At 59.5% G+C, this 18394-nt stretch carries 19 protein-coding genes; 12 read left to right on the top strand and 7 right to left on the bottom strand.

Annotated elements, in window-relative coordinates; translation table 11 throughout:
* The first annotated feature begins 40 nt into the window (after positions 1–40).
* The 3 genes from acnA to J2X71_RS22465 all read left to right on the top strand — a co-directional run bounded on the left by acnA (position 41) and on the right by J2X71_RS22465 (position 4382).
* Positions 41–2731 (top strand): aconitate hydratase AcnA, encoded by a 2691-nt coding sequence (acnA, locus tag J2X71_RS22475; protein WP_310385062.1) that lies wholly within the window; start codon positions 41–43, stop codon positions 2729–2731.
* A gap of 236 nt (positions 2732–2967) precedes the next feature.
* Positions 2968–3708: a thioredoxin family protein gene (locus J2X71_RS22470; RefSeq protein WP_113319765.1), complete on the top strand. Its 741-nt coding sequence runs from the start codon at positions 2968–2970 to the stop codon at positions 3706–3708.
* Positions 3709–3980: 272 nt separating this feature from the next.
* Positions 3981–4382: a DUF2794 domain-containing protein gene (locus tag J2X71_RS22465; RefSeq protein ID WP_113319764.1), complete on the top strand. Its 402-nt coding sequence runs from the start codon at positions 3981–3983 to the stop codon at positions 4380–4382.
* 6 nt (positions 4383–4388) lie between these two features.
* On the opposite strand, the gene J2X71_RS22460 is transcribed toward J2X71_RS22465, so the two are convergent.
* From J2X71_RS22460 to J2X71_RS22445, 4 genes are all read right to left on the bottom strand, one after another.
* Complete coding sequence (locus J2X71_RS22460; protein ID WP_310385061.1) at positions 4389–4946, bottom strand: N-acetyltransferase family protein; 558 nt, start codon at positions 4944–4946, stop codon at positions 4389–4391.
* Positions 4947–5057: 111 nt separating this feature from the next.
* Entirely contained in the window at positions 5058–5786 is a 729-nt protein-coding gene (locus J2X71_RS22455) for a Bax inhibitor-1/YccA family protein (RefSeq protein WP_007814543.1), read from the bottom strand.
* Positions 5787–5965: 179 nt separating this feature from the next.
* On the bottom strand, positions 5966–8509 hold the full coding sequence (locus tag J2X71_RS22450; RefSeq protein ID WP_310385058.1) for an ABC transporter permease: 2544 nt from the start codon (positions 8507–8509) through the stop codon (positions 5966–5968).
* Positions 8506–9213, bottom strand: coding sequence for an ABC transporter ATP-binding protein (locus J2X71_RS22445; protein WP_037101799.1), 708 nt, complete (start codon positions 9211–9213; stop codon positions 8506–8508). The genes J2X71_RS22450 and J2X71_RS22445 overlap by 4 nt, the downstream gene beginning before the upstream one ends.
* Before the next feature lie 72 nt (positions 9214–9285).
* On the opposite strand from J2X71_RS22445, the gene J2X71_RS22440 reads away from it, so the two are divergent.
* Together J2X71_RS22440 and thpR are read left to right on the top strand one after the other, a co-directional pair.
* Positions 9286–9930 carry an arylesterase gene (locus J2X71_RS22440; protein ID WP_310385055.1) on the top strand — a complete coding sequence of 215 codons (645 nt, stop codon included), beginning with the start codon at positions 9286–9288 and terminating at the stop codon, positions 9928–9930.
* 68 nt (positions 9931–9998) lie between these two features.
* Positions 9999–10592 (top strand): RNA 2',3'-cyclic phosphodiesterase, encoded by a 594-nt coding sequence (thpR, locus tag J2X71_RS22435; protein ID WP_007814535.1) that lies wholly within the window; start codon positions 9999–10001, stop codon positions 10590–10592.
* Here the strand turns inward: thpR and J2X71_RS22430 are convergent.
* Positions 10499–10999 carry a low molecular weight protein-tyrosine-phosphatase gene (locus J2X71_RS22430; protein ID WP_310385052.1) on the bottom strand — a complete coding sequence of 167 codons (501 nt, stop codon included), beginning with the start codon at positions 10997–10999 and terminating at the stop codon, positions 10499–10501. The genes thpR and J2X71_RS22430 overlap by 94 nt on opposite strands.
* 35 nt (positions 11000–11034) lie before the next feature.
* On the opposite strand from J2X71_RS22430, the gene J2X71_RS22425 reads away from it, so the two are divergent.
* Together J2X71_RS22425 and J2X71_RS22420 are read left to right on the top strand one after the other, a co-directional pair.
* On the top strand, positions 11035–11337 hold the full coding sequence (locus J2X71_RS22425; RefSeq protein ID WP_113319759.1) for a 4a-hydroxytetrahydrobiopterin dehydratase: 303 nt from the start codon (positions 11035–11037) through the stop codon (positions 11335–11337).
* A gap of 68 nt (positions 11338–11405) precedes the next feature.
* Positions 11406–11798 carry a YkvA family protein gene (locus J2X71_RS22420; RefSeq protein WP_113319758.1) on the top strand — a complete coding sequence of 131 codons (393 nt, stop codon included), beginning with the start codon at positions 11406–11408 and terminating at the stop codon, positions 11796–11798.
* A 100-nt stretch (positions 11799–11898) separates the two neighbouring features.
* On the opposite strand, the gene J2X71_RS22415 is transcribed toward J2X71_RS22420, so the two are convergent.
* The gene (locus J2X71_RS22415; RefSeq protein ID WP_310385048.1) at positions 11899–12459 is read right to left on the bottom strand and encodes a sigma-70 family RNA polymerase sigma factor; all 561 of its coding nucleotides are present in this window, start codon (positions 12457–12459) and stop codon (positions 11899–11901) included.
* Between the two features lie 336 nt (positions 12460–12795).
* On the opposite strand from J2X71_RS22415, the gene J2X71_RS22410 reads away from it, so the two are divergent.
* The 5 genes from J2X71_RS22410 to J2X71_RS22390 all read left to right on the top strand — a co-directional run bounded on the left by J2X71_RS22410 (position 12796) and on the right by J2X71_RS22390 (position 17726).
* A complete protein-coding gene (locus J2X71_RS22410) occupies positions 12796–13305 on the top strand; it encodes an invasion associated locus B family protein (RefSeq protein WP_113319756.1) in 510 nt (169 codons plus the stop codon).
* A 245-nt stretch (positions 13306–13550) separates the two neighbouring features.
* Positions 13551–14786, top strand: coding sequence for a 23S rRNA (adenine(2503)-C(2))-methyltransferase RlmN (rlmN, locus tag J2X71_RS22405; protein ID WP_310385045.1), 1236 nt, complete (start codon positions 13551–13553; stop codon positions 14784–14786).
* Between the two features lie 93 nt (positions 14787–14879).
* Positions 14880–15833 (top strand): ABC transporter substrate-binding protein, encoded by a 954-nt coding sequence (locus tag J2X71_RS22400; RefSeq protein WP_310385043.1) that lies wholly within the window; start codon positions 14880–14882, stop codon positions 15831–15833.
* Between the two features lie 223 nt (positions 15834–16056).
* Positions 16057–16935: an ABC transporter permease gene (locus tag J2X71_RS22395; protein ID WP_310385041.1), complete on the top strand. Its 879-nt coding sequence runs from the start codon at positions 16057–16059 to the stop codon at positions 16933–16935.
* Complete coding sequence (locus J2X71_RS22390) at positions 16932–17726, top strand: ABC transporter ATP-binding protein (protein ID WP_310385039.1); 795 nt, start codon at positions 16932–16934, stop codon at positions 17724–17726. The genes J2X71_RS22395 and J2X71_RS22390 overlap by 4 nt, the downstream gene beginning before the upstream one ends.
* Here J2X71_RS22390 and J2X71_RS22385 read toward each other — a convergent pair whose 3' ends face one another.
* Entirely contained in the window at positions 17727–18368 is a 642-nt protein-coding gene (locus tag J2X71_RS22385) for a LysE family translocator (RefSeq protein WP_310385037.1), read from the bottom strand.
* Positions 18369–18394: the final 26 nt, after the last annotated feature.

Genomic DNA, 18394 nt, shown 5'->3' with positions numbered 1-18394 from the left:
GTTCGCACGACTGTGTTGGCTATCAGAAACGGGGTTTCTCGTGTCTAAATCTCTTGACAGTTTCAATTGTCGGTCCACGCTTTCCGTGAACGGAAAGGACTACGTCTACTACAGCCTGCCGAAGGCTGAGGCAAACGGTCTCGCCGGCGTATCGAAGCTCCCCTATTCGATGAAGGTGCTGCTGGAAAACCTGCTGCGCTTTGAAGACGGTCAGTCGGTCACCAAGGAGCACATCCTTGCCGTCGCCGAATGGTTGAACAACAAGGGCGCTGTCGAGAATGAAATCGCCTATCGTCCGGCCCGCGTGCTGATGCAGGACTTCACCGGCGTTCCCGCCGTCGTCGACCTTGCCGCAATGCGCGACGCAATGGTCTCGCTCGGCGGCGACCCGGAAAAGATCAATCCGCTCGTTCCCGTCGACCTCGTCATCGACCACTCCGTTATCGTCGACGAATTCGGCACGCCGCAGGCTTTCGCCAGGAATGTCGAGCTGGAATATCAGCGCAACGGCGAGCGTTACCGCTTCCTGAAGTGGGGCCAGCAGGCATTCAAGAATTTCCGCGTCGTTCCTCCGGGCACCGGCATCTGTCATCAGGTCAATCTCGAATATCTCGGCCAGACCGTCTGGACGAAAGAAGAGGACGGCGAAACGATCGCCTATCCGGACACCTGCGTCGGCACCGATTCGCATACGACGATGATCAACGGCCTCGGCGTTCTCGGCTGGGGTGTCGGTGGTATCGAAGCTGAAGCCGCCATGCTCGGCCAGCCGGTCTCGATGCTTCTGCCCGAAGTTATCGGCTTCAAGCTGACCGGCAAGTTGAAGGAAGGCGTAACCGCGACCGACCTCGTTCTGACCGTCGTGCAGATGCTGCGCAAGAAGGGCGTCGTTTCCAAGTTCGTCGAATTCTTCGGCCCGGGCATGGACAACATGCCGCTCGCCGATCGCGCGACGATCGGCAACATGGGTCCGGAATATGGCGCGACCTGCGGCTTCTTCCCGGTCGATGGCGAAACCATCAACTACCTCACGATGTCCGGCCGCACGCATGACCGGATCGCGCTCGTCGAAGCCTATTCGAAGGCCCAGGGCATGTGGCGCGACGGCGATGGTTCCGACCTTGTCTTCACCGACACGCTGGAACTCGACCTCGGCGACGTTGTACCCTCGATGGCCGGTCCGAAGCGTCCGGAAGGCCGTATCGCGCTCGAAAACATCGCTACCGGCTTTGCCGGTTCGATGGATGCCGACTACAAGAAGCCCGGTCAGCTGAACAACCGCTATGCGGTCGAAGGCACGGATTTCGATCTCGGCCATGGTGACGTCGCGATTGCCGCCATCACTTCCTGCACCAACACGTCCAACCCGTCGGTGCTGATCGCTGCCGGCCTTCTCGCCCGCAATGCCGTTGCCAAGGGCCTGAAGACCAAGCCGTGGGTCAAGACCTCGCTTGCTCCGGGATCTCAGGTTGTCGGCGAATATCTCGCCAAGTCCGGCCTGCAGGCTGATCTCGACAAGCTCGGCTTCAACCTCGTCGGCTTCGGCTGCACGACCTGCATCGGCAATTCCGGCCCGCTGCCGGCACCGATCTCCAAGACGATCAACGACAAGGGCCTGATCGTTTCCGGCGTGCTCTCCGGCAACCGTAACTTCGAAGGCCGTATCTCGCCGGACGTTCAGGCGAACTACCTCGCTTCGCCGCCGCTCGTCGTCGCCTACGCTCTTGCCGGTACGGTCCAGAAGGACCTCACCAAGGAGCCGATCGGCGAAGATCAGAACGGCAACCCGATTTATCTCAAGGATATCTGGCCGACTTCAAAGGAAGTTCAGGAATTCATCCTGAAGTACGTCACCCGCGAACTTTACGAAACGAAGTACGCCGACGTGTTCAAGGGTGACGAGAACTGGCAGGCCGTTCAGGTTCCCCCGGGCCAGACCTACGCCTGGGACGACGATTCGACCTATGTCCAGAACCCTCCGTACTTTGTCGGCATGGGCAAGAAGGGCACAGGCACCTCCGATATCAAGGGCGCACGCGTCCTCGGCCTCTTCGGCGACAAGATCACCACCGACCACATTTCTCCGGCCGGTTCGATCAAGGCTGCTTCGCCGGCCGGCGCCTACCTGCTTGGCCACGACGTCGCAGTTGCCGACTTCAACCAGTACGGCACGCGCCGCGGCAACCACGAAGTGATGATGCGCGGCACCTTCGCCAATATCCGCATCCGCAACTTCATGCTCGGTGCGAACGGCAAGGAAGGTGGCTACACCATCCACTATCCGTCCAAGGAAGAGACCTCGATCTACGATGCGGCCATGCAGTACAAGGCCGAAGGCGTTCCGCTCGTCATCTTCGCCGGTGTGGAATATGGCAACGGCTCCTCGCGTGACTGGGCTGCGAAGGGCACGAACCTGCTCGGCGTCAAGGCCGTGATCGCCCAGAGCTTCGAGCGTATCCACCGTTCGAACCTGGTCGGCATGGGTGTCATCCCCTTCGTCTTCGAAGAGGGCACGACGTGGCAGAGCCTCAACCTGAAGGGCGATGAACTCGTTACCATCGAGGGCCTCGAAAACATCAAGCCGCGCGAAAAGAAGATCGCCAAGATCACCTACGCCGATGGCACCGTGAAGGACGTTCCGCTGGTGTCGCGCGTCGATACGCTGGACGAGGTCGTCTACCTCAACAATGGCGGCATCCTGCAGACGGTTCTGCGCGATCTCGCAGCCTGATTGTTAAGATACTTGCCTGATAATGACCGCCGGAGAGCAATTTCCGGCGGTTTTTCTTTGCGGAAAACGAGGCTGTTTCAATGCTCACGGTGATGTGTTTCGGCGGCCATCCGCCTGGGGCTCCGTCTCACCCGTTCGTGACTTTCCGTTTGGACCCGGAAGGATTATTCGTACGTTCATATCTCAGAGCCGGCAGTTCAGGACCGCTGCTGACGCTGGAAAAGAGGTGCTGGTGAATGTCCCCGCGTTTTATGATCCCGCTGATCGCCGGGCTTGCTTTTGCAAGTCCGCTCCTAGCCGAAGATGGCGCGCCGAAAGGCGTCGTTGAGCTGTTCACGGCGCAGGGCTGCGCCTCCTGTCCGCCGGCCGATGCCGCATTCCGCAAGCTCGTCAGCCAGGGCAATGTCATCGCCCTCGCCTATCACGTCGATTACTGGAATTATCTCGGCTGGGCCGACACGCTGAGCTCGAAGGAAAATACCGAGCGGCAATACGGCTATGCCCGGATGATGGGCCGCAGCAACGTCTATACGCCGCAGGCGATCGTCAATGGCCGTGACCATCTCGCAGGCGCCGATCTTGCCGGCATCAACGGCAAGATAAATGGCTATGCCAACGAGGGCAAAGGCCTGACCGTGCCCGTCAGTGCTCGCATGAGCGGCGACCAATTAGAGATCAAGCTCGGCGCCGGCCAGGGCAAGGCCAATGTGGTGATCGTCTATTTCGACAAGGAAAAAACGATCGACGTCGAGAAGGGCGAAAACAGCGGCCAGAAGATCTCCTACCTTCACAGCGTGACCGATGTGGAGACCGTCGGCATGTGGGATGGCAAGGCGACGACGCTGACTCTGCCGGCCAGCGTGATGGAAAAACCCGATCTCGAAGGATCAGCGATTCTCTTGCAGTCCGTGACGGACAACGGCGATCCGGGAGCGATCCTCGGCGCAACAGTCGTCATGGCAGGGAAAAACATCTAAGGATTTCATCCGCTTGCGGATGAATGTCAGGCGGCCCGGCCAAGCGTATTCGGGGCTGGGGTTAAGGTCGATACGCTCCGCCGGGCCCTTTGGCGCGCTGGCGCCAAACTGGAGCCTATAGTTCTCTTGGAAATGAGGCGCTGTTTTGACTGAAATGCGGCACACCGGAGAAAGCAGGTTTCGTCCCCAGTGTGACAGTCGGTCCCTTGCAATTTGCCGCGGCTCGGGCAAACTGTCACTCTCCTGTCACACGTGGAGGTCTTGGGAGTCTGATGACAGATACGCCGGATTTGCGACACGGCGAAAGCCGCTCCGTCGACAATAGCTCTTCAACCGTCGTTGATCTCAAGGAATACAGACAAAATAAAGATCCGATGCCAGTGACATTTCACCGGCGGGAGCTCGACCAGATTCTGTGGATCTACGGTCGAATGGTGGGCGAAGGCGAGTGGAAAGACTATGCCATCGACCACACGGGGGAGAAGGCGGTGTTCTCCGTCTTCAAGCGTTCGGGCGAAATGCCGCTCTTCCGCATCGAGAAGAATCCGAAGCTTGCTGCCAAGCAGGGCGCCTTTTCGGTCGTGAACACCAACGGCATGATCCTGAAGCGCGGCCACGAGCTTGGGCCAGTCCTGAAGGTTTTCGACAAATCGCTGAAGCTCGTCGACAAGTAAGCGATATCACCCCTTGAACAGCGTGCCCGGATAGGCCTCAGGATCGGGATGGGTTTCCGTTCCTTCGCCCAGTCTGCGCTGCATCAGCATCGTATCCAGCCAGCGGCCGTGCTTGTAACCGGCACCCTTCATCAGACCGATCTCTTCAAAACCCAGTGAACGGTGAAGCGAGATAGAAGCCGGGCTTGCACCGCCGATGACGGCGGTCATCTGGCGGAAGCCAGAGACGGTGCAGCGCGAAATCAACTCTCCAAGGAGTAGTTTGCCAATACCCTTGCCGCGCGCCGCCGTGCCCAGATAAATCGAATCCTCGACCAGCCAGCGATAGGCAGGACGGGTGCGGAATGCCGAGGCATAGGCATAGCCGAGCAGGCTTCCGTCCTCGGCTGTCGCGGCGATGTAGGGATAGCCCTGCTCGCGAATGGCGGAGTAGCGAGCCGTCATTTCCGCTTCGGTTGGCGGCACGATTTCATAACTCGAGATGCCGTTCAGCACGGACTCGCGGTAGATTTCAGTAATGGCAGGAAGATCGGAAGGAAGGGTGTCGCGTAGGAGAGGGAGCATTTCGGATCGATCGGCACTGTTGAACGAAGGCTCACGTTGAAGCACTCCAGCGAACTGCCCGCAACAAAAAAGGCGGCCGAAGCCGCCTTTTCGTTTTTCAGTCCGGCCTGCTTACTTACGGTTGCCCATGAACTGTAGCAGGAACATGAAGAGGTTGATGAAGTCGAGGTAGAGCGTCAGCGCGCCCATGATGGCCTTGCGGCCGGCGACGTCATAACCATCTGCTTCGAAATACATTTCCTTGATGCGCTGCGTGTCGTAGGCGGTGAGGCCTGCAAAGATCAGCACGCCGATCGCGGAGATCGCGAACTGCACGGCGGACGAAGCCAGGAAGATGTTGACGATCGAAGCGATGATCAGGCCGAAGAGGCCCATGATCAGGAACGAACCCATTGCCGACAGGTTGCGCTTGGTCGTGTAGCCGTAAAGCGACAGCGCACCGAAGGAGGCGGCCGTCACGAAGAAGGTCTGTACGATGCTCTGGCCCGTATAGATTATGAAGATTGACGAGAGCGACAATCCAACCAGTGCGGAATAGACCCAGAAAGTGGTCTGCGCTGCAGCCACGCTCATCTGGTTAATACGGAAGCTCAGGAAGAACACGGCAGCAAGCGGTGCAAGGATCACAACCCACCGAAGCGGGCTTGCATAAATCGCCTGACCGAATGCAGTTAGCTCGCCATTGGCGAAAGCGAACTGGAATGACAGATAGGCGGCCACACCAGTGATCGCCAGACCCAGCGCCATCAGGTTGTAGACCTTGAGCATATAAGCGCGGAGGCCTTGATCAATCACTTCGCCGGCTTGTGCGCGGCTTTGATAGTTACGGAGATCAGCCATAGTTTCCTCTTACAAGCTCCGATGGAAATACGGTGTCGGGTTTACGACCCGGGCGCCGCTGCGGAGCTTCCAGCATGCCTGCTGACAATATGAGGCTTTCGTCCAATTCAAACAAGGCCTTTGCAATCTGCCGTTCGGTTAAATCGCCGTAAGGTGAAGGGATTTGGGGCCTTCACCCATTACAGCTCGCGCAAAACTGGTGCTGCCTTCTGTCCGAGGATGCGCCAGGTGCCGATCAAGCCGATACCGACGGTCAATACTAGGGCTGTGACAAGGGTGAGACCTGCGACATCCGGCATGAAGCTGGAGGGCAGGCGCATGATGCGGCTGACGATGAACCAGGCAGCCACACTGCCGGCAAAAAGCGCGAAAATGGCGGTGGCAACACCGAGGATGAGATATTCATAGCTGAAGGCGCGGATCAGCATGGTTCTCGTCGCACCAAGTGTCTTCAGCACCACCGCATCATGCGTGCGCGCCCGATTTCCGGCGGCAAGTGCGCCTGCCAGCACGAGAACGGAGGCGATCAGTGCAACGGAAGCTGCGGCGCGGATCGCAGTCGCAAGCTCGCCGACCAGCTGATTGACGATATCGATCGCGTCCTTGACGCGCACGCTCGTGATCGTCGGATAGGCGTTGGTCACCGATTTCAGGATCGCGGCGTCTTCAGTCTCGGTCGATGCGGGATCCGTCAGTGTCGCCAGCCATGCATGCGGAGCGCCACGAAAGGTGTTCGGCGAGAACACCATGACGAAATTGATCGACAGCGATTCCCATTCGACCCGCCGCAGATTGGCAATTTTGGCAGTGATGTTGCGGCCGAGAACGTTGACGGTGACGGTATCGCCGATCTTGAGGCCCAGTTCATGCGCCTCCTCGCTCGAGAAGGAGACGAGCGGCTCGCCGCTATAGTCCTTGCCCCACCACTGGCCTTCGGTAAGGACGGAATTCTCCGGTGGGCTTTCCTCGTAGGTAATGCCGCGGTCGCCATTCAGCACCCAGCGGCCCGCTGCCGGCACATTCATCTTGGTCACATCCTGGCCATTGAAGGCGATGATGCGGCCGCGGAGCATCGGCACTTCCACCAGCTTGCCATTCGGTGACTGGGTGTGGATCAGGTTGCGGAAGGCATCGACCTCGGCGCTCTGGATATCGACGAAGAAGAAGTTCGGCGCACCCTCGTTCATGCGGCCGGTTAGCTGCTGGCGCAGGTTGCCGTCGATTAGTGTGAGGGTGACCAGCAACGCAAGGCCGAGACCGAGCGAGAGGACGACGGAGGGTGTCAGTGCTCCGGGGCGATGAATATTGCCGATCGCCAGCCGCAGCGCCGGCGAGTTGACGCGCGGGCTTCTGCGCGCCAGCCAGGCGATCAAGGCTGCGACGAGGCGCAGGATGACGAAGGCGAAGATGATGGCGCCGACGAAGATCACGGCGATGAAGCGGTCATAGGCGGTAAAGATGGCAAGGCCTGCGAGCGCAGCCATGAAGAGCGCGGCGAGTAACACATAGGGCCAGGAGGGCAGGTGGCGTGCCTCAAAACCCTGCTCGCGGAAGAGTGCGGTTGCCGGCACTTCGCGCGCATGGCCGAGCGGCAGGATGGCAAAGGCAAGCATCGTCAGCATGCCGAAGAGGGCCGCAAGCACTAGAGCGCCGGGATAGAGGGTTGGATCGGTAGAGACCGGCAGGAACTGGGCGAGGAACTGTGCAGCCAGCATCGGGGACAAGGCGCCGAGCACAAGACCGATCAGGATGCCGACTGCCGCGATGATGGCGATCTGGAAGAGATAGATCCAGACCACGACGGCTGCCGGGGCGCCCAGGCATTTGAAGGTCGCGATCGTCGTACGTTTGGCATCAAGGAAGGCGCGCACGGCATTGGCGACGCCGACGCCGCCGACGATCAGAGCGGTCAGGCCGACCAGCGTGAGGAATTGCGAGAATCGGGTTATGTTTTCCGTCAGCGATGGGGCGGCGCGATCGCTGGTGCGGACGGACCAACCGGCCGAAGGGAATTCGGTGGTGGCGCGGGCTTGGATACCGCTCATCGTGCTGCGGTCTTCCAGCTTGATCTTGTAGGCATGTTCCACAAGGCTGCCGGTCTGGATCAGGCCGGATGCCTGAAGTGCGTTTCGGCTGACGAGCATGCGGGGGGCGAAGCCGAAGCCTTCCGAGAGCGCATCCGGCTCGGTCTTGACCGTGCCCGTGATGCTGAGCTTGACGTTGCCGAGCAGAAGTTCGTCGCCGATCTGCAATCCCAGTCGCTCCAGCAGCAGTGGAGCTACAACAGCGCCATAGGTGCCGCCTTCGCCTGATAGCAGGGAGGCGAGCGGGTAGTTCGGCTCCGCTTCAAAGGTGCCGTAGAGCGGATAGGCATCGTCGACGGCCTTGACCTCGACCAGCGCTTGATCGGATCCATCCGGCTTGCGAGCCATGGAGCGCAGGCCGGTGGAAACGGAGACTTCGCCAAGGCCACGCAGGAAATTCATTTCCTCTGGCGTTGCCTCGCGGTTGTTAAGCTCGAAGCGGACGTCACCGGCCAAGAGTTCCTGCCCCTGCGAGGCGATCGTATCGGTGATCGACTGTGAGACAGAGTTGACGGCAGCGATCGCGGCGGTGCCGAGCGCGATACAGGCGAGGAAGATGTAGAAACCCCTCAAGCCGCCGCGCAGCTCGCGAAGGGCCAGACGGAAGGCGAGCGAGATGCGCGGAGTGACGATCGTCATGCAATCGCCGCCTCGGACTGACGGACGGCGCTATCGCCCTCGATGCGCCCGGAGCGGACGCGGATCTGGCGCGAGCAGCGATTGGCAAGGCCGATATCGTGGGTCACCAGCAGCAGGGTCATGCCGCGCTCGGCCTGTTTGGAAAATAGGAGGTCGGCGATTTGCCGGCCGGTATCGGTGTCGAGATTGCCGGTCGGCTCGTCAGCTATCAACAGGGCAGGCGAGGGGGCGAGCGCACGGGCGATCGCCACACGCTGCTGCTCGCCACCCGAGAGCTGGCCGGGATAATGGCTCAGGCGTTCACCAAGACCGACGGAATTCAGCTCGCGTTCGGCGATCTCGAAGGGGTTGGGAACATTGGCGAGCTCAAGCGGCACTGCGACATTTTCCAGCGCCGTCATGTTGGCGATCAGATGGAAGGACTGGAAGACGATGCCGATGTTGCGGCCGCGGAAATCGGCGACCTGATCCTCACTCAGCGCATGCAGGGGCGTGTCATTGATGTTGATCTCGCCGCTGTCGAGCTTTTCCAGGCCTGCAAGCACCATCAACAGCGTGGACTTGCCGGAGCCCGAAGGGCCGACGATGCCGACGGATTCGCCCGCGCTGATCTCCAGGTCAATGCCTTTCAGCACATGGACCGAGGCAGCGGCATTACCGAGCGTCAAATCGGCGTGTTTCAGATCGATGATGGTTTTGGCCAACAGAAATCGCCCTATATAGTTCCGTAACCGAATGGCCGCATAACGGCACCTAGCCAATCTAGGGAAAGCATTATGAGATTTAAAGTTGCCGCCCTTCACTTCGCTGTCATCGTCTTCTCGCTGATTTTCTCGACAGTTGCCGAAGCGCGCACGATCAATCTGGTCGGGTTTGGCGACAGCCTGATGGCGGGTTACCAGTTGCCGCCAGGCGACGGCTTTCCCGAGAAGCTGCAGGCTGCACTGAAGGCCGGAGGGATCGACGTTTCGATCACCAATGCCGGCGTCTCGGGCGACACCACCACGGGCGGGCTTGCGCGAATCGACTGGTCCATTCCTGACGGAACCGACGGGGTGATTCTCGAACTCGGCGCCAATGATGCGCTTCGCGGCATCCCGCCGGAGCAGAGCGAAAAGAATCTCGACCAGATGATAAGCCGGTTAAAAGAGCGCGGCATTGCTGTATTCCTTGCCGGCATGATGGCGCCGCCGAACATGGGTGCGGACTATGCCGAACGCTTCAACCCGATCTACCAGAAACTTGCGGAAAAACATGGGGTTGAGCTTTATCCATTTTTTCTCGACGGTGTGGTCCTGCATGCCGGTCTGAAGCTCGACGATGGCATGCATCCCAATGCCAAGGGCGTGGATGTGATGGTGGATAAGATGGAGCCGGCTGTCACAAAATTCATCGAGACGATTTCTTCTGTGAAGAAATAGGGGCTTGCACAGGTTTGTAATGCGTGATTCCGTGTGAGCACCTGCAAAAGATTCGGGGAGTGCTCGTTATGCCGAGACTTTTTACCGCCCTCGAAATTCCGCGCAATGCGGCGATGAGCCTGTCATTGTTGCGCGGTGGTCTTCCCGGAGCACGATGGATCGATGTGGAGAATTACCACATCACACTTCGCTTCATCGGCGATGTCGATGGACGCACGGCAGACGAAATCGTCGAGCGTCTCGATCGCATCGACCGGCCGGAATTCCAGCTCCGGCTTGAAGGCATTGGCTCCTTCGGCTCCAAGAAACCGCATTCGATCTGGGCGGGAGTTTCTCCTTCGCCTGAAATGTACGCCTTGCAGGGCGAGATCGAGCGGATCTGCCAGCGCATCGGCCTGCCGCCGGACCCGCGCAAGTTCACGCCGCATGTCACGCTTGCCCGCCTCAAATATTCGCGCGTCGACGATGTCGTCCATTACCTCGCCGGCCGCGGCAACTTCCAGACCTCGACCTTCACCGTGCCGCGCTTCGTGCTTCTGTCGTCGCGCGAATCGGTCGGCGGCGGACCTTACCTGACTGAAGAGGTCTTCCCGCTCCACGAGCCAAGGCTGGTGCCGAGCCTCTCTACCAGCGTGCTGCAGCCGCTGAAGAGCCTGGCGTAAACGAACTCGAAGTCTTCCCGGTCGCCATAATAGGGATCGGGAATATCTTCCCCGGTGCCGAGCGCGAAATCGCCGAAGAGATGGATGTTGTCTGCGTACGATGAGCGCCGGCTCAGTTCCGCGACATTCGAGCGGTCCATGGCGAGGATCAGATCGAAATCGTCAAAATCCTCAGGTAATATCTTCCGGGCGCGCTGCCCGGTGATGTCGATGCCATGCGCGCTTGCGGTGATGATCGAGCGTCGGTCGGGAAGTTCTCCCTGATGCCAGCCGCCGAGACCGGCGGAACCGATGCGGAAAGCATCGCCAAGGCCCGCCTCACCCGCGACATGGCAAAATATCCCCTCGGCAAGCGGAGAGCGGCAGATATTGCCCATGCAAACAAAGAGGATGCTGATACGTTTCATCTGAGGATCCGACGGAAGGATGAAAGGAACATGGCATGAAAATGGAAAAGCTGGAAAGGCCGGCAATCAACCAGTTGCTTGGCGAACTCACGGGTTGGACGCTCGATGATGTGGCAGGTTCGATTTCGAAGACATTCAAATTCGCGAATTTCGTGGAAGCTTTCGGTTTCATGACGGAATCGGCGCTTGCGGCCGAAAAACTCAACCATCATCCGGAATGGTTCAACGTCTATTCCCGCGTCGAGGTGAAGCTCAACACGCATGATGCTGGCGGGTTGACGGAGCTGGATTTCAAGCTCGCAAAGGCCATGGAGAAGGCGGCGGCGCGGCGGGCTTGATTGAATCGGCCGATTGAAACGGCTTGCGCCGTCACCATATTTTCGGAGCGACCACAGGGGATATCGGGATGGACGACGTCAAATACGGGGAAATTCTGTTACCGGGCGACGAGGATACGCAGAACCGTCGTGAAAAGACGGTGCGGCAGAAATTCTGGCCGACCTTTCGCCGCGCCGTGCGGCAGATTCCATTCTCCCGCGATGTGGTTGCCGGTTTTTATTGCGCGCTCGATCCGCAGACGCCCACCAGAGTGCGCGGCGTTCTTCTGGCAGCCCTTGCCTATTTCGTCATGCCGGTCGATATCATCCCCGATATCTTCGCCGTTATCGGCTTTTCGGACGATGTCGCCGTCCTGTCGGCTGCCTTTGCCATGGTGAGGGGCAATATCCGGCCTAGCCACTACGAGGCGGCCGATCGCGTTCTGGCAGACCGTTCCGAAGAGGGCATGAAGACGATCTAAAGCGCGTCCCTATCTTTCAGATCCGCTCGCCGCGCTTTAGGTCTTTGTTTTTACGCATGTCGTTATCGCAAAACCGCTGCACACTTTTGCGCGACATGCTTTAGACCTCTTCCCGCTCCAGCAGGTTTCTGAGCTTGCCGAAGGCGAGCCTGATGCGTGATTTCACCGTGCCGAGCGGCAGGCCGGTCGCATCTGCGATTTCGGTATGCGACTGGCCAAGGAAGAAGGCAGCCTGCAGCAGCGCCCGCTGCTCCTCGGGCAACTGACTGACGGCATCGCGCACCTGGGCATCGCGGTCGTCATTGGCGACGATTTCGTCGGCGCGCAATTCCGCCGGCGGCTGCAGCGTCGGATCCTCGCCATCGAGAACACGAACCTGAGCGCGGCGCTGCAGATCGATGCGCCGGTTGCGGGCGATGCAAAAAAGCCAGGTGGAAAGCGAGGATCGGGCCGGGTCATAGAGCGCGGCCTTATGCCAGAGAACGATCATGATTTCCTGCACCAGTTCCTCGGCCTCGCCTGGTGTCATTTTCTGGCGCATCAGCCATGATTTCAGGCGCGGTGCGAAATAGTCGAAGAGTATGGAGAATGCGGACTCGTCGCGCTCATCGGCAACGGCCTTTGCGAGGGCAGCGAAACGCTGTCTTTCCTCGGCATCCATCCCTCTCACGAACTCCCTGCAGTCAAGATTTCGGTCTGAATTTCCTTATCTTAACGACCTACAACGGATTTTAGAAAGGTCAAACTCTTGCCTGAATCTTTGTGTCTTAAATTCACCCGAACCGATGGGCTGGGCCATCAAGACAGAGCGCAATCCCACGCGCCGCTGTCGGTTCGCAAGTTAACAGTCGGGCGAAAATGAAACAGGCAGATACAATTCGCAGCCATTGTTGACCATTTGGTAACCTGAATTAAGTCAAAATAAAGCAGATCGTGATTATGCGCCGCCCGCAATGATCGCTTCGGGCCTTGAACCGCAAGAACCGGCAGGAATTCCATGTTCGTAAAAAGTATCGTATCCGCTTTCGCCCTCACAGTTGTTATGACCGGAGTGGCGGCAGCGCAGCAGGCGGCTCCGACCCGCATCCAGCAGTTCCAGGCATGGGGCGCTTATTCCTATAAATCGGGCGCTTCCACCGTCTGCTACGTGCTTTCGGTGCCCACCGCCAAGCAGCCGGCGAGTGTCGATCACGGCGACAATTTCTTCATCGTGTCGCAGCGCCCGGGCCAGAACATCTCCTACGAGCCGCAGGCGATGATGGGCTATTCGCTGCAGGAAAACTCCAAGGTCAACGTGGTCATCGACAACAAGACTTTCGTGATGTTTACCAAGGACAAGGCCGCCTGGGTCGAGAACGCCGCTCAGGAGCCGGCGCTCGTCGCAGCCATGAAGACGGGTCATTCCATGACTGTCAACGCGGTTTCGCGCAAGGGCACCGGCACCTCCTACAGCTATTCGCTGTCGGGCATTTCGGCTGCACTGAAGCAGATCGAAAGCTGCAAGTAAGCTGATTGATGAAGGCAATGTTTCGAAGGCCGGCCTTGTGCCGGCCTTCGTCGTTTCCATCTATAGTGACGTTTCCATCTATAGTGACGTGGGGCAAAAATGATGCTAAAGCGGCGCGCAACTGCGGAAGGATGGCGATCTTATCGCCGCTCCGCCCATTCATTTCTGCAATCATGCGTCAACGGCCCCGTAAGTCTTCCGGCTTTCCGGGATGGTTGCCATGTTGAGTTCGGGATTAGAAGATTATGTCCGTTATGGATGCGATGACCGTTGCCAAGCCCGCTGCGCGGGCGCCTCTCGACACGGAGCTTTCGCCAAAGCCCTCGCTGATCGGTCTGACGCGCGAGGAAATGGGTGCGGTGCTGCGCGAAACGGGCGTGCCGGACAAGCAGATCAAGATGCGCGTTTCGCAGCTCTGGAACTGGATCTATGTGCGCGGCGTCTCCGACTTCGACCACATGACGAATGTCGCCAAGGACATGCGCGAGATGCTGAAGCAGCATTTCACCATTGCCCGGCCTGAAATCGTCGAAGAACAGATTTCCAACGACGGTACGCGCAAGTGGCTGCTACGCTTTCCGCCGCGCGGCGCCGGCCGTCCGGTCGAGATCGAGGCTGTCTACATTCCCGAGGAAGGGCGCGGCACGCTCTGCATTTCCAGCCAGGTCGGCTGCACACTGACCTGTTCCTTCTGTCATACCGGCACGCAGCGGCTGGTGCGCAACCTGACGGCCGAGGAAATCCTCTCCCAGCTTCTGTTGGCCAGAGACCGGCTGGGCGACTTCCCGGACCGCGACGTGCCGGTCGGCGCCGTCGTGCCCGCCGAGGGCCGCAAGGTCAGCAACATCGTGATGATGGGCATGGGCGAGCCGCTCTATAATTTCGACGCCGTGAAGCAGGCCTTGCTGATTGCTACGGATGGTGATGGCCTATCGTTGTCCAAGCGCCGCGTAACGCTTTCTACCTCCGGCGTCGTGCCTGAGATCTTCCGAACCGGCGATGAAATCGGCGTCATGCTGGCGATCTCGCTGCATGCGGTGCGCGACGACCTGCGCGATATCCTCGTGCCGATCAACAAGAAGTATCCGCTGAAGGAACTGATCGACGCCTGCCGGAGCTATCCGGGGCTTTCGAATGCACGGCGCATCACGTTTGAATATGTGATGCTGAAGGACGTCAATGACAGCCTGGAAGACGCCAAGGGGCTCATCCAGCTTCTGAAGGGCGTGCCGGCAAAGATCAATCTCATCCCTTTCAATCCCTGGCCGGGCACGAACTACCAGTGTTCCGAATGGTCGCAGATCGAGAAGTTTGCCGATTTCATCAATTCGGCCGGCTACGCTTCGCCGATCCGCACGCCGCGTGGCCGCGACATTCTCGCCGCCTGCGGCCAGCTCAAGTCAGAATCCGAGCGCATGCGCAAAACCGAGCGCCTTGCCTTCGAAGCGATGATGATCGCCAACCACGGCGCCGACGACTGATCAGCAAGTTTGATCCTCATTACAATTCTCCGCGATTGATTAAAGGGGGCGCTTTTCCTAAAAGTGCCCTCAAAATCATCCTGGAGGACACCCATGCGTTCAATTCTACTGGCTTTTGCCGCAACTTTGGCCGTGACGCTGCCGGCGAAGGCCGATGATGTCACGGTTGCCGTAACTGCGATCGTCGAACATCCGGCGCTCGATGCGGCCCGCAACGGCGTGCGCGATGCGCTGGCCGCTGCCGGCTACAAGGAAGGCGAGAACCTCAAGTTCGTCTTCGAATCCGCGCAGGGTAATCCGGCAACGGCAGCCCAGATCGCTCGCCAGTTCGCGGGTGACGAACCCAATGTCATCGTGCCGATCTCCACGCCGTCGGCCCAGGCCGTCGTTTCCTCAACGCGTGATATCCCCGTCGTCTTTACCGCCGTGTCCGATCCGCTCGGCGCGCAGCTTGTCAAAAACATGGACAAGCCAGGTGGCAACGTGACCGGTCTTTCCGACATGTCGCCGGTCGGCGAGCATATCGCGCTCATCAAGGAAATCCTGCCGAACGTGAAGACGATCGGCTACCTCTACAATTCCGGCGAGGCGAACTCCGTCTCGCTGCTCGCCGCGCTGAAGGCCGAAGCCGACAAGGCCGGCATCACCATTGTTGAATCGGCTGCAACGAAGTCCGCCGAAGTGCAGGGCGCAGCGCGTGCGCTCGTCGGTCGCGCCGACGCCATCTACATCCCGACCGATAACACGATCATCTCGGCGCTCGAAGGTGCGGTTGCCGTTGCGGAAGAAAGCAAGCTGCCGCTCTTTACCGCTGATACGGATTCCGTTTCGCGTGGCTCGATCGCAGCGCTTGGCTTCAACTACTATGATGTCGGCAAGCAGACGGGAGAGATCGTCGTGCGGGTGCTGAAGGGTGAAAACCCGGGCGACATCGCGGTGAAGACCGCAGCTGGCAGCGACCTCGTCATCAACAAGGCTGCCGCAGCCAAGATGGGCGTGACTCTGCCGGAAAGCGTCGTTTCACGCGCCAACAAGGTCATTGAATAAACGACCGTCGTTCCAAGGTCTTAGTGACAATCAGCCGCTCCCGTCTGCACGGGGCGGCTGTTGCATTACAGCGCCGCGCGCCAGATGGCGCGCAAAGGACGCTGTAACAGTGCAAAAACTGCGCATAATCCTTTCCTTAAATCGGTTCCGATTTAAGGGGTTATGCGCTAAAAGGCTCCGGTTTCGCGACGGGCGGAACGGAAACAAAAAGGGGCTGAAAGCCTTGAGCCAAATCGCATTCTGGGGGGCCGTCGAGCTCGGCCTGGTCTATTCTTTCGTCGCTCTCGGCGTCTATCTAGCTTTCCGAGTCCTCGATTTTCCGGACCTGACGGTGGACGGCTCGTTTCCGCTCGGTGCAGCCGTGACAGCCGTATTGATCATCGCCGGCGTCAATGCGTGGGTTGCGGCGTTGATCGCGATGGGAGCGGGGGCTGCTGCCGGCATGGTGACGGCACTCCTCAATGTGCGCTTCAAGATCCTCAACCTTCTCGCCTCGATCCTGACGATGATTGCGCTTTTTTCCGTCAATCTGCGGGTGATGGGAAAGCCGAATGTCGCGCTCATCAATGCCGATACGATGATCAGCCCCTTCTTCGGCCATGGGCTCAGGGATTTTTACGTGCGGCCGCTCTTCGTTGGCGTTCTGGTTGTCATTGCTGTCATCGTCGTCTGGCGCTTCCTTGAAAGCGATGCCGGGCTTGCGATGCGTGCGACAGGCGCCAATGCCCGCATGGCCCGCGCCCAGGGCGTCGATACCAGCCGGCAGATCTATCTGGGCATGGCGATTTCCAATGCGCTGGTGGCGCTTGGCGGCGCGCTCTTTGCGCAGACCAACGGTTTTGCGGATGTCACTTCTGGTGTCGGCACCATCGTCGTCGGCCTAGCTGCCGTCATCATCGGTGAGACGCTGCTCGGTCGGCGCGGACTGCTGATTGCACTTGTCGGATGCGTGTTCGGCTCGATCATCTACCGCATCGCCATCCAGCTTGCGCTGTCGAGCGATGTCATCGGCCTGCAGGCCTCCGACCTCAATTTCGTGACCGCGGTTCTCGTGACGGTCGCGCTTATTCTTCCCCGCCTTCGCGGAGGTGCCGCATCGTGATCAGTGTCAAGGATATCAAGGTTGTTTTCGGGCGTGGCACGCCGCTGCAGAAACAGGCGCTGAACGGTGTCAGCCTCACTATTGAGGAGGGCTCTTTCGTGACCGTCATCGGCTCCAACGGCGCCGGCAAATCGACATTGCTCGGCGTGCTTGCTGGCGATGTTATTCCGAGCGAAGGCTCGGTTCTGATCGGCAAGACCGATGTGACGCGCAAGTCCACATCGGCACGCGCCGGTCTGGTGGCACGTGTCTTCCAGGATCCGCTGACGGGAAGCTGCGGTGCGCTGTCAATCGAGGAAAACCTGGCTCTGGCCGCCCGCCGCGGCGAAAAACGCGGGCTTGCATCGGCGCTTGGCGGCAACAGGCGCGACTATTTCCGGGAGCGGATTGCCGAGCTGAACCTCGGGCTGGAAAACCGACTGAAGGACCGAATGGATCTTCTCTCGGGCGGCCAGAGGCAGGCCGTGTCGCTCGTCATGGCGACGCTTGCCGGCTCCGAAGTGCTGCTGCTCGATGAACATACGGCAGCGCTCGATCCGGGCATGGCGGAGTTCGTGATGAACCTCACGCAGAAGATCGTCTCGGAGCGCAAGCTGACGACGATGATGGTGACACATTCCATGCGGCAGGCGCTGGATTACGGCCACCGCACGATCATGCTGCATGGCGGCGAGATCGTTCTCGACGTGGCCGGCGACAACAGGAAGAACCTGCAGGTTGAAGACCTGATCGCCATGTTCCGCAAGATGCGTGGCCAAACGCTCGATGACGATGCCTTGCTGATAGGCTGATCAGCGTGCCTGTGTAAGCAGGATCTTGGCGGCAAAGACCGAGAAGACGCCGGCGAAGGTATAGTCCATGCCGCGCAGCACCTTCCTGTTGTTCTGCAGCCAGCTCGACAGCCAGTCGGCCGCCATGACGACGGCCGCGTTGACCGGCATGCCGATCACGATAAAGCAGAAGCCGAGGAAGAGCAGCTTGTGCGTGACGGCGGGATCGTTGGCGCTGACGAACTGCGGCAGGAAGGTCATGAAGAAGATGATGACCTTCGGGTTCAGTAGGTTAACCCAGAAACCCGAGGAAATGTTCGACAGGATCGTGCCCTTCGGGCCGTCGACCTTGGCAACCGTCAGCTTCGAGCCAAAACGGATCGCCTGCACGGCCAGCCAGAAAAGATAGGCCGCACCGCCGGTCTTCAGGATCAGAAAGGCGGTCGGGGAAGCGGTAATCAGCGCCGAAATACCGAAGGCAACCAGCATCGTGTGCACGACGATGCCGAGGCTCGTGCCGAGCACCACGAAAAGCGCTGCCTTCTTGCCCTGCGCAAGCGCACGGCTGATCGACAGAGTCATGTCGGGGCCTGGTGTCGCCGCAAGCAACAGTGTGGCGGCGGCAAAGGCGAGAAGCGTCGGAAAGCTCGGCAGGAAATCCATGGTCTACTCTGAAAGCCGGAAAGTTC

The organism is Rhizobium sp. 1399, from assembly GCF_031455475.1.
Taxonomy (GTDB): domain Bacteria; phylum Pseudomonadota; class Alphaproteobacteria; order Rhizobiales; family Rhizobiaceae; genus Rhizobium.
The sequence above is the reverse complement of the archived record's forward strand: the minus strand, read 5'-3'. Positions and strand labels throughout refer to the sequence as shown.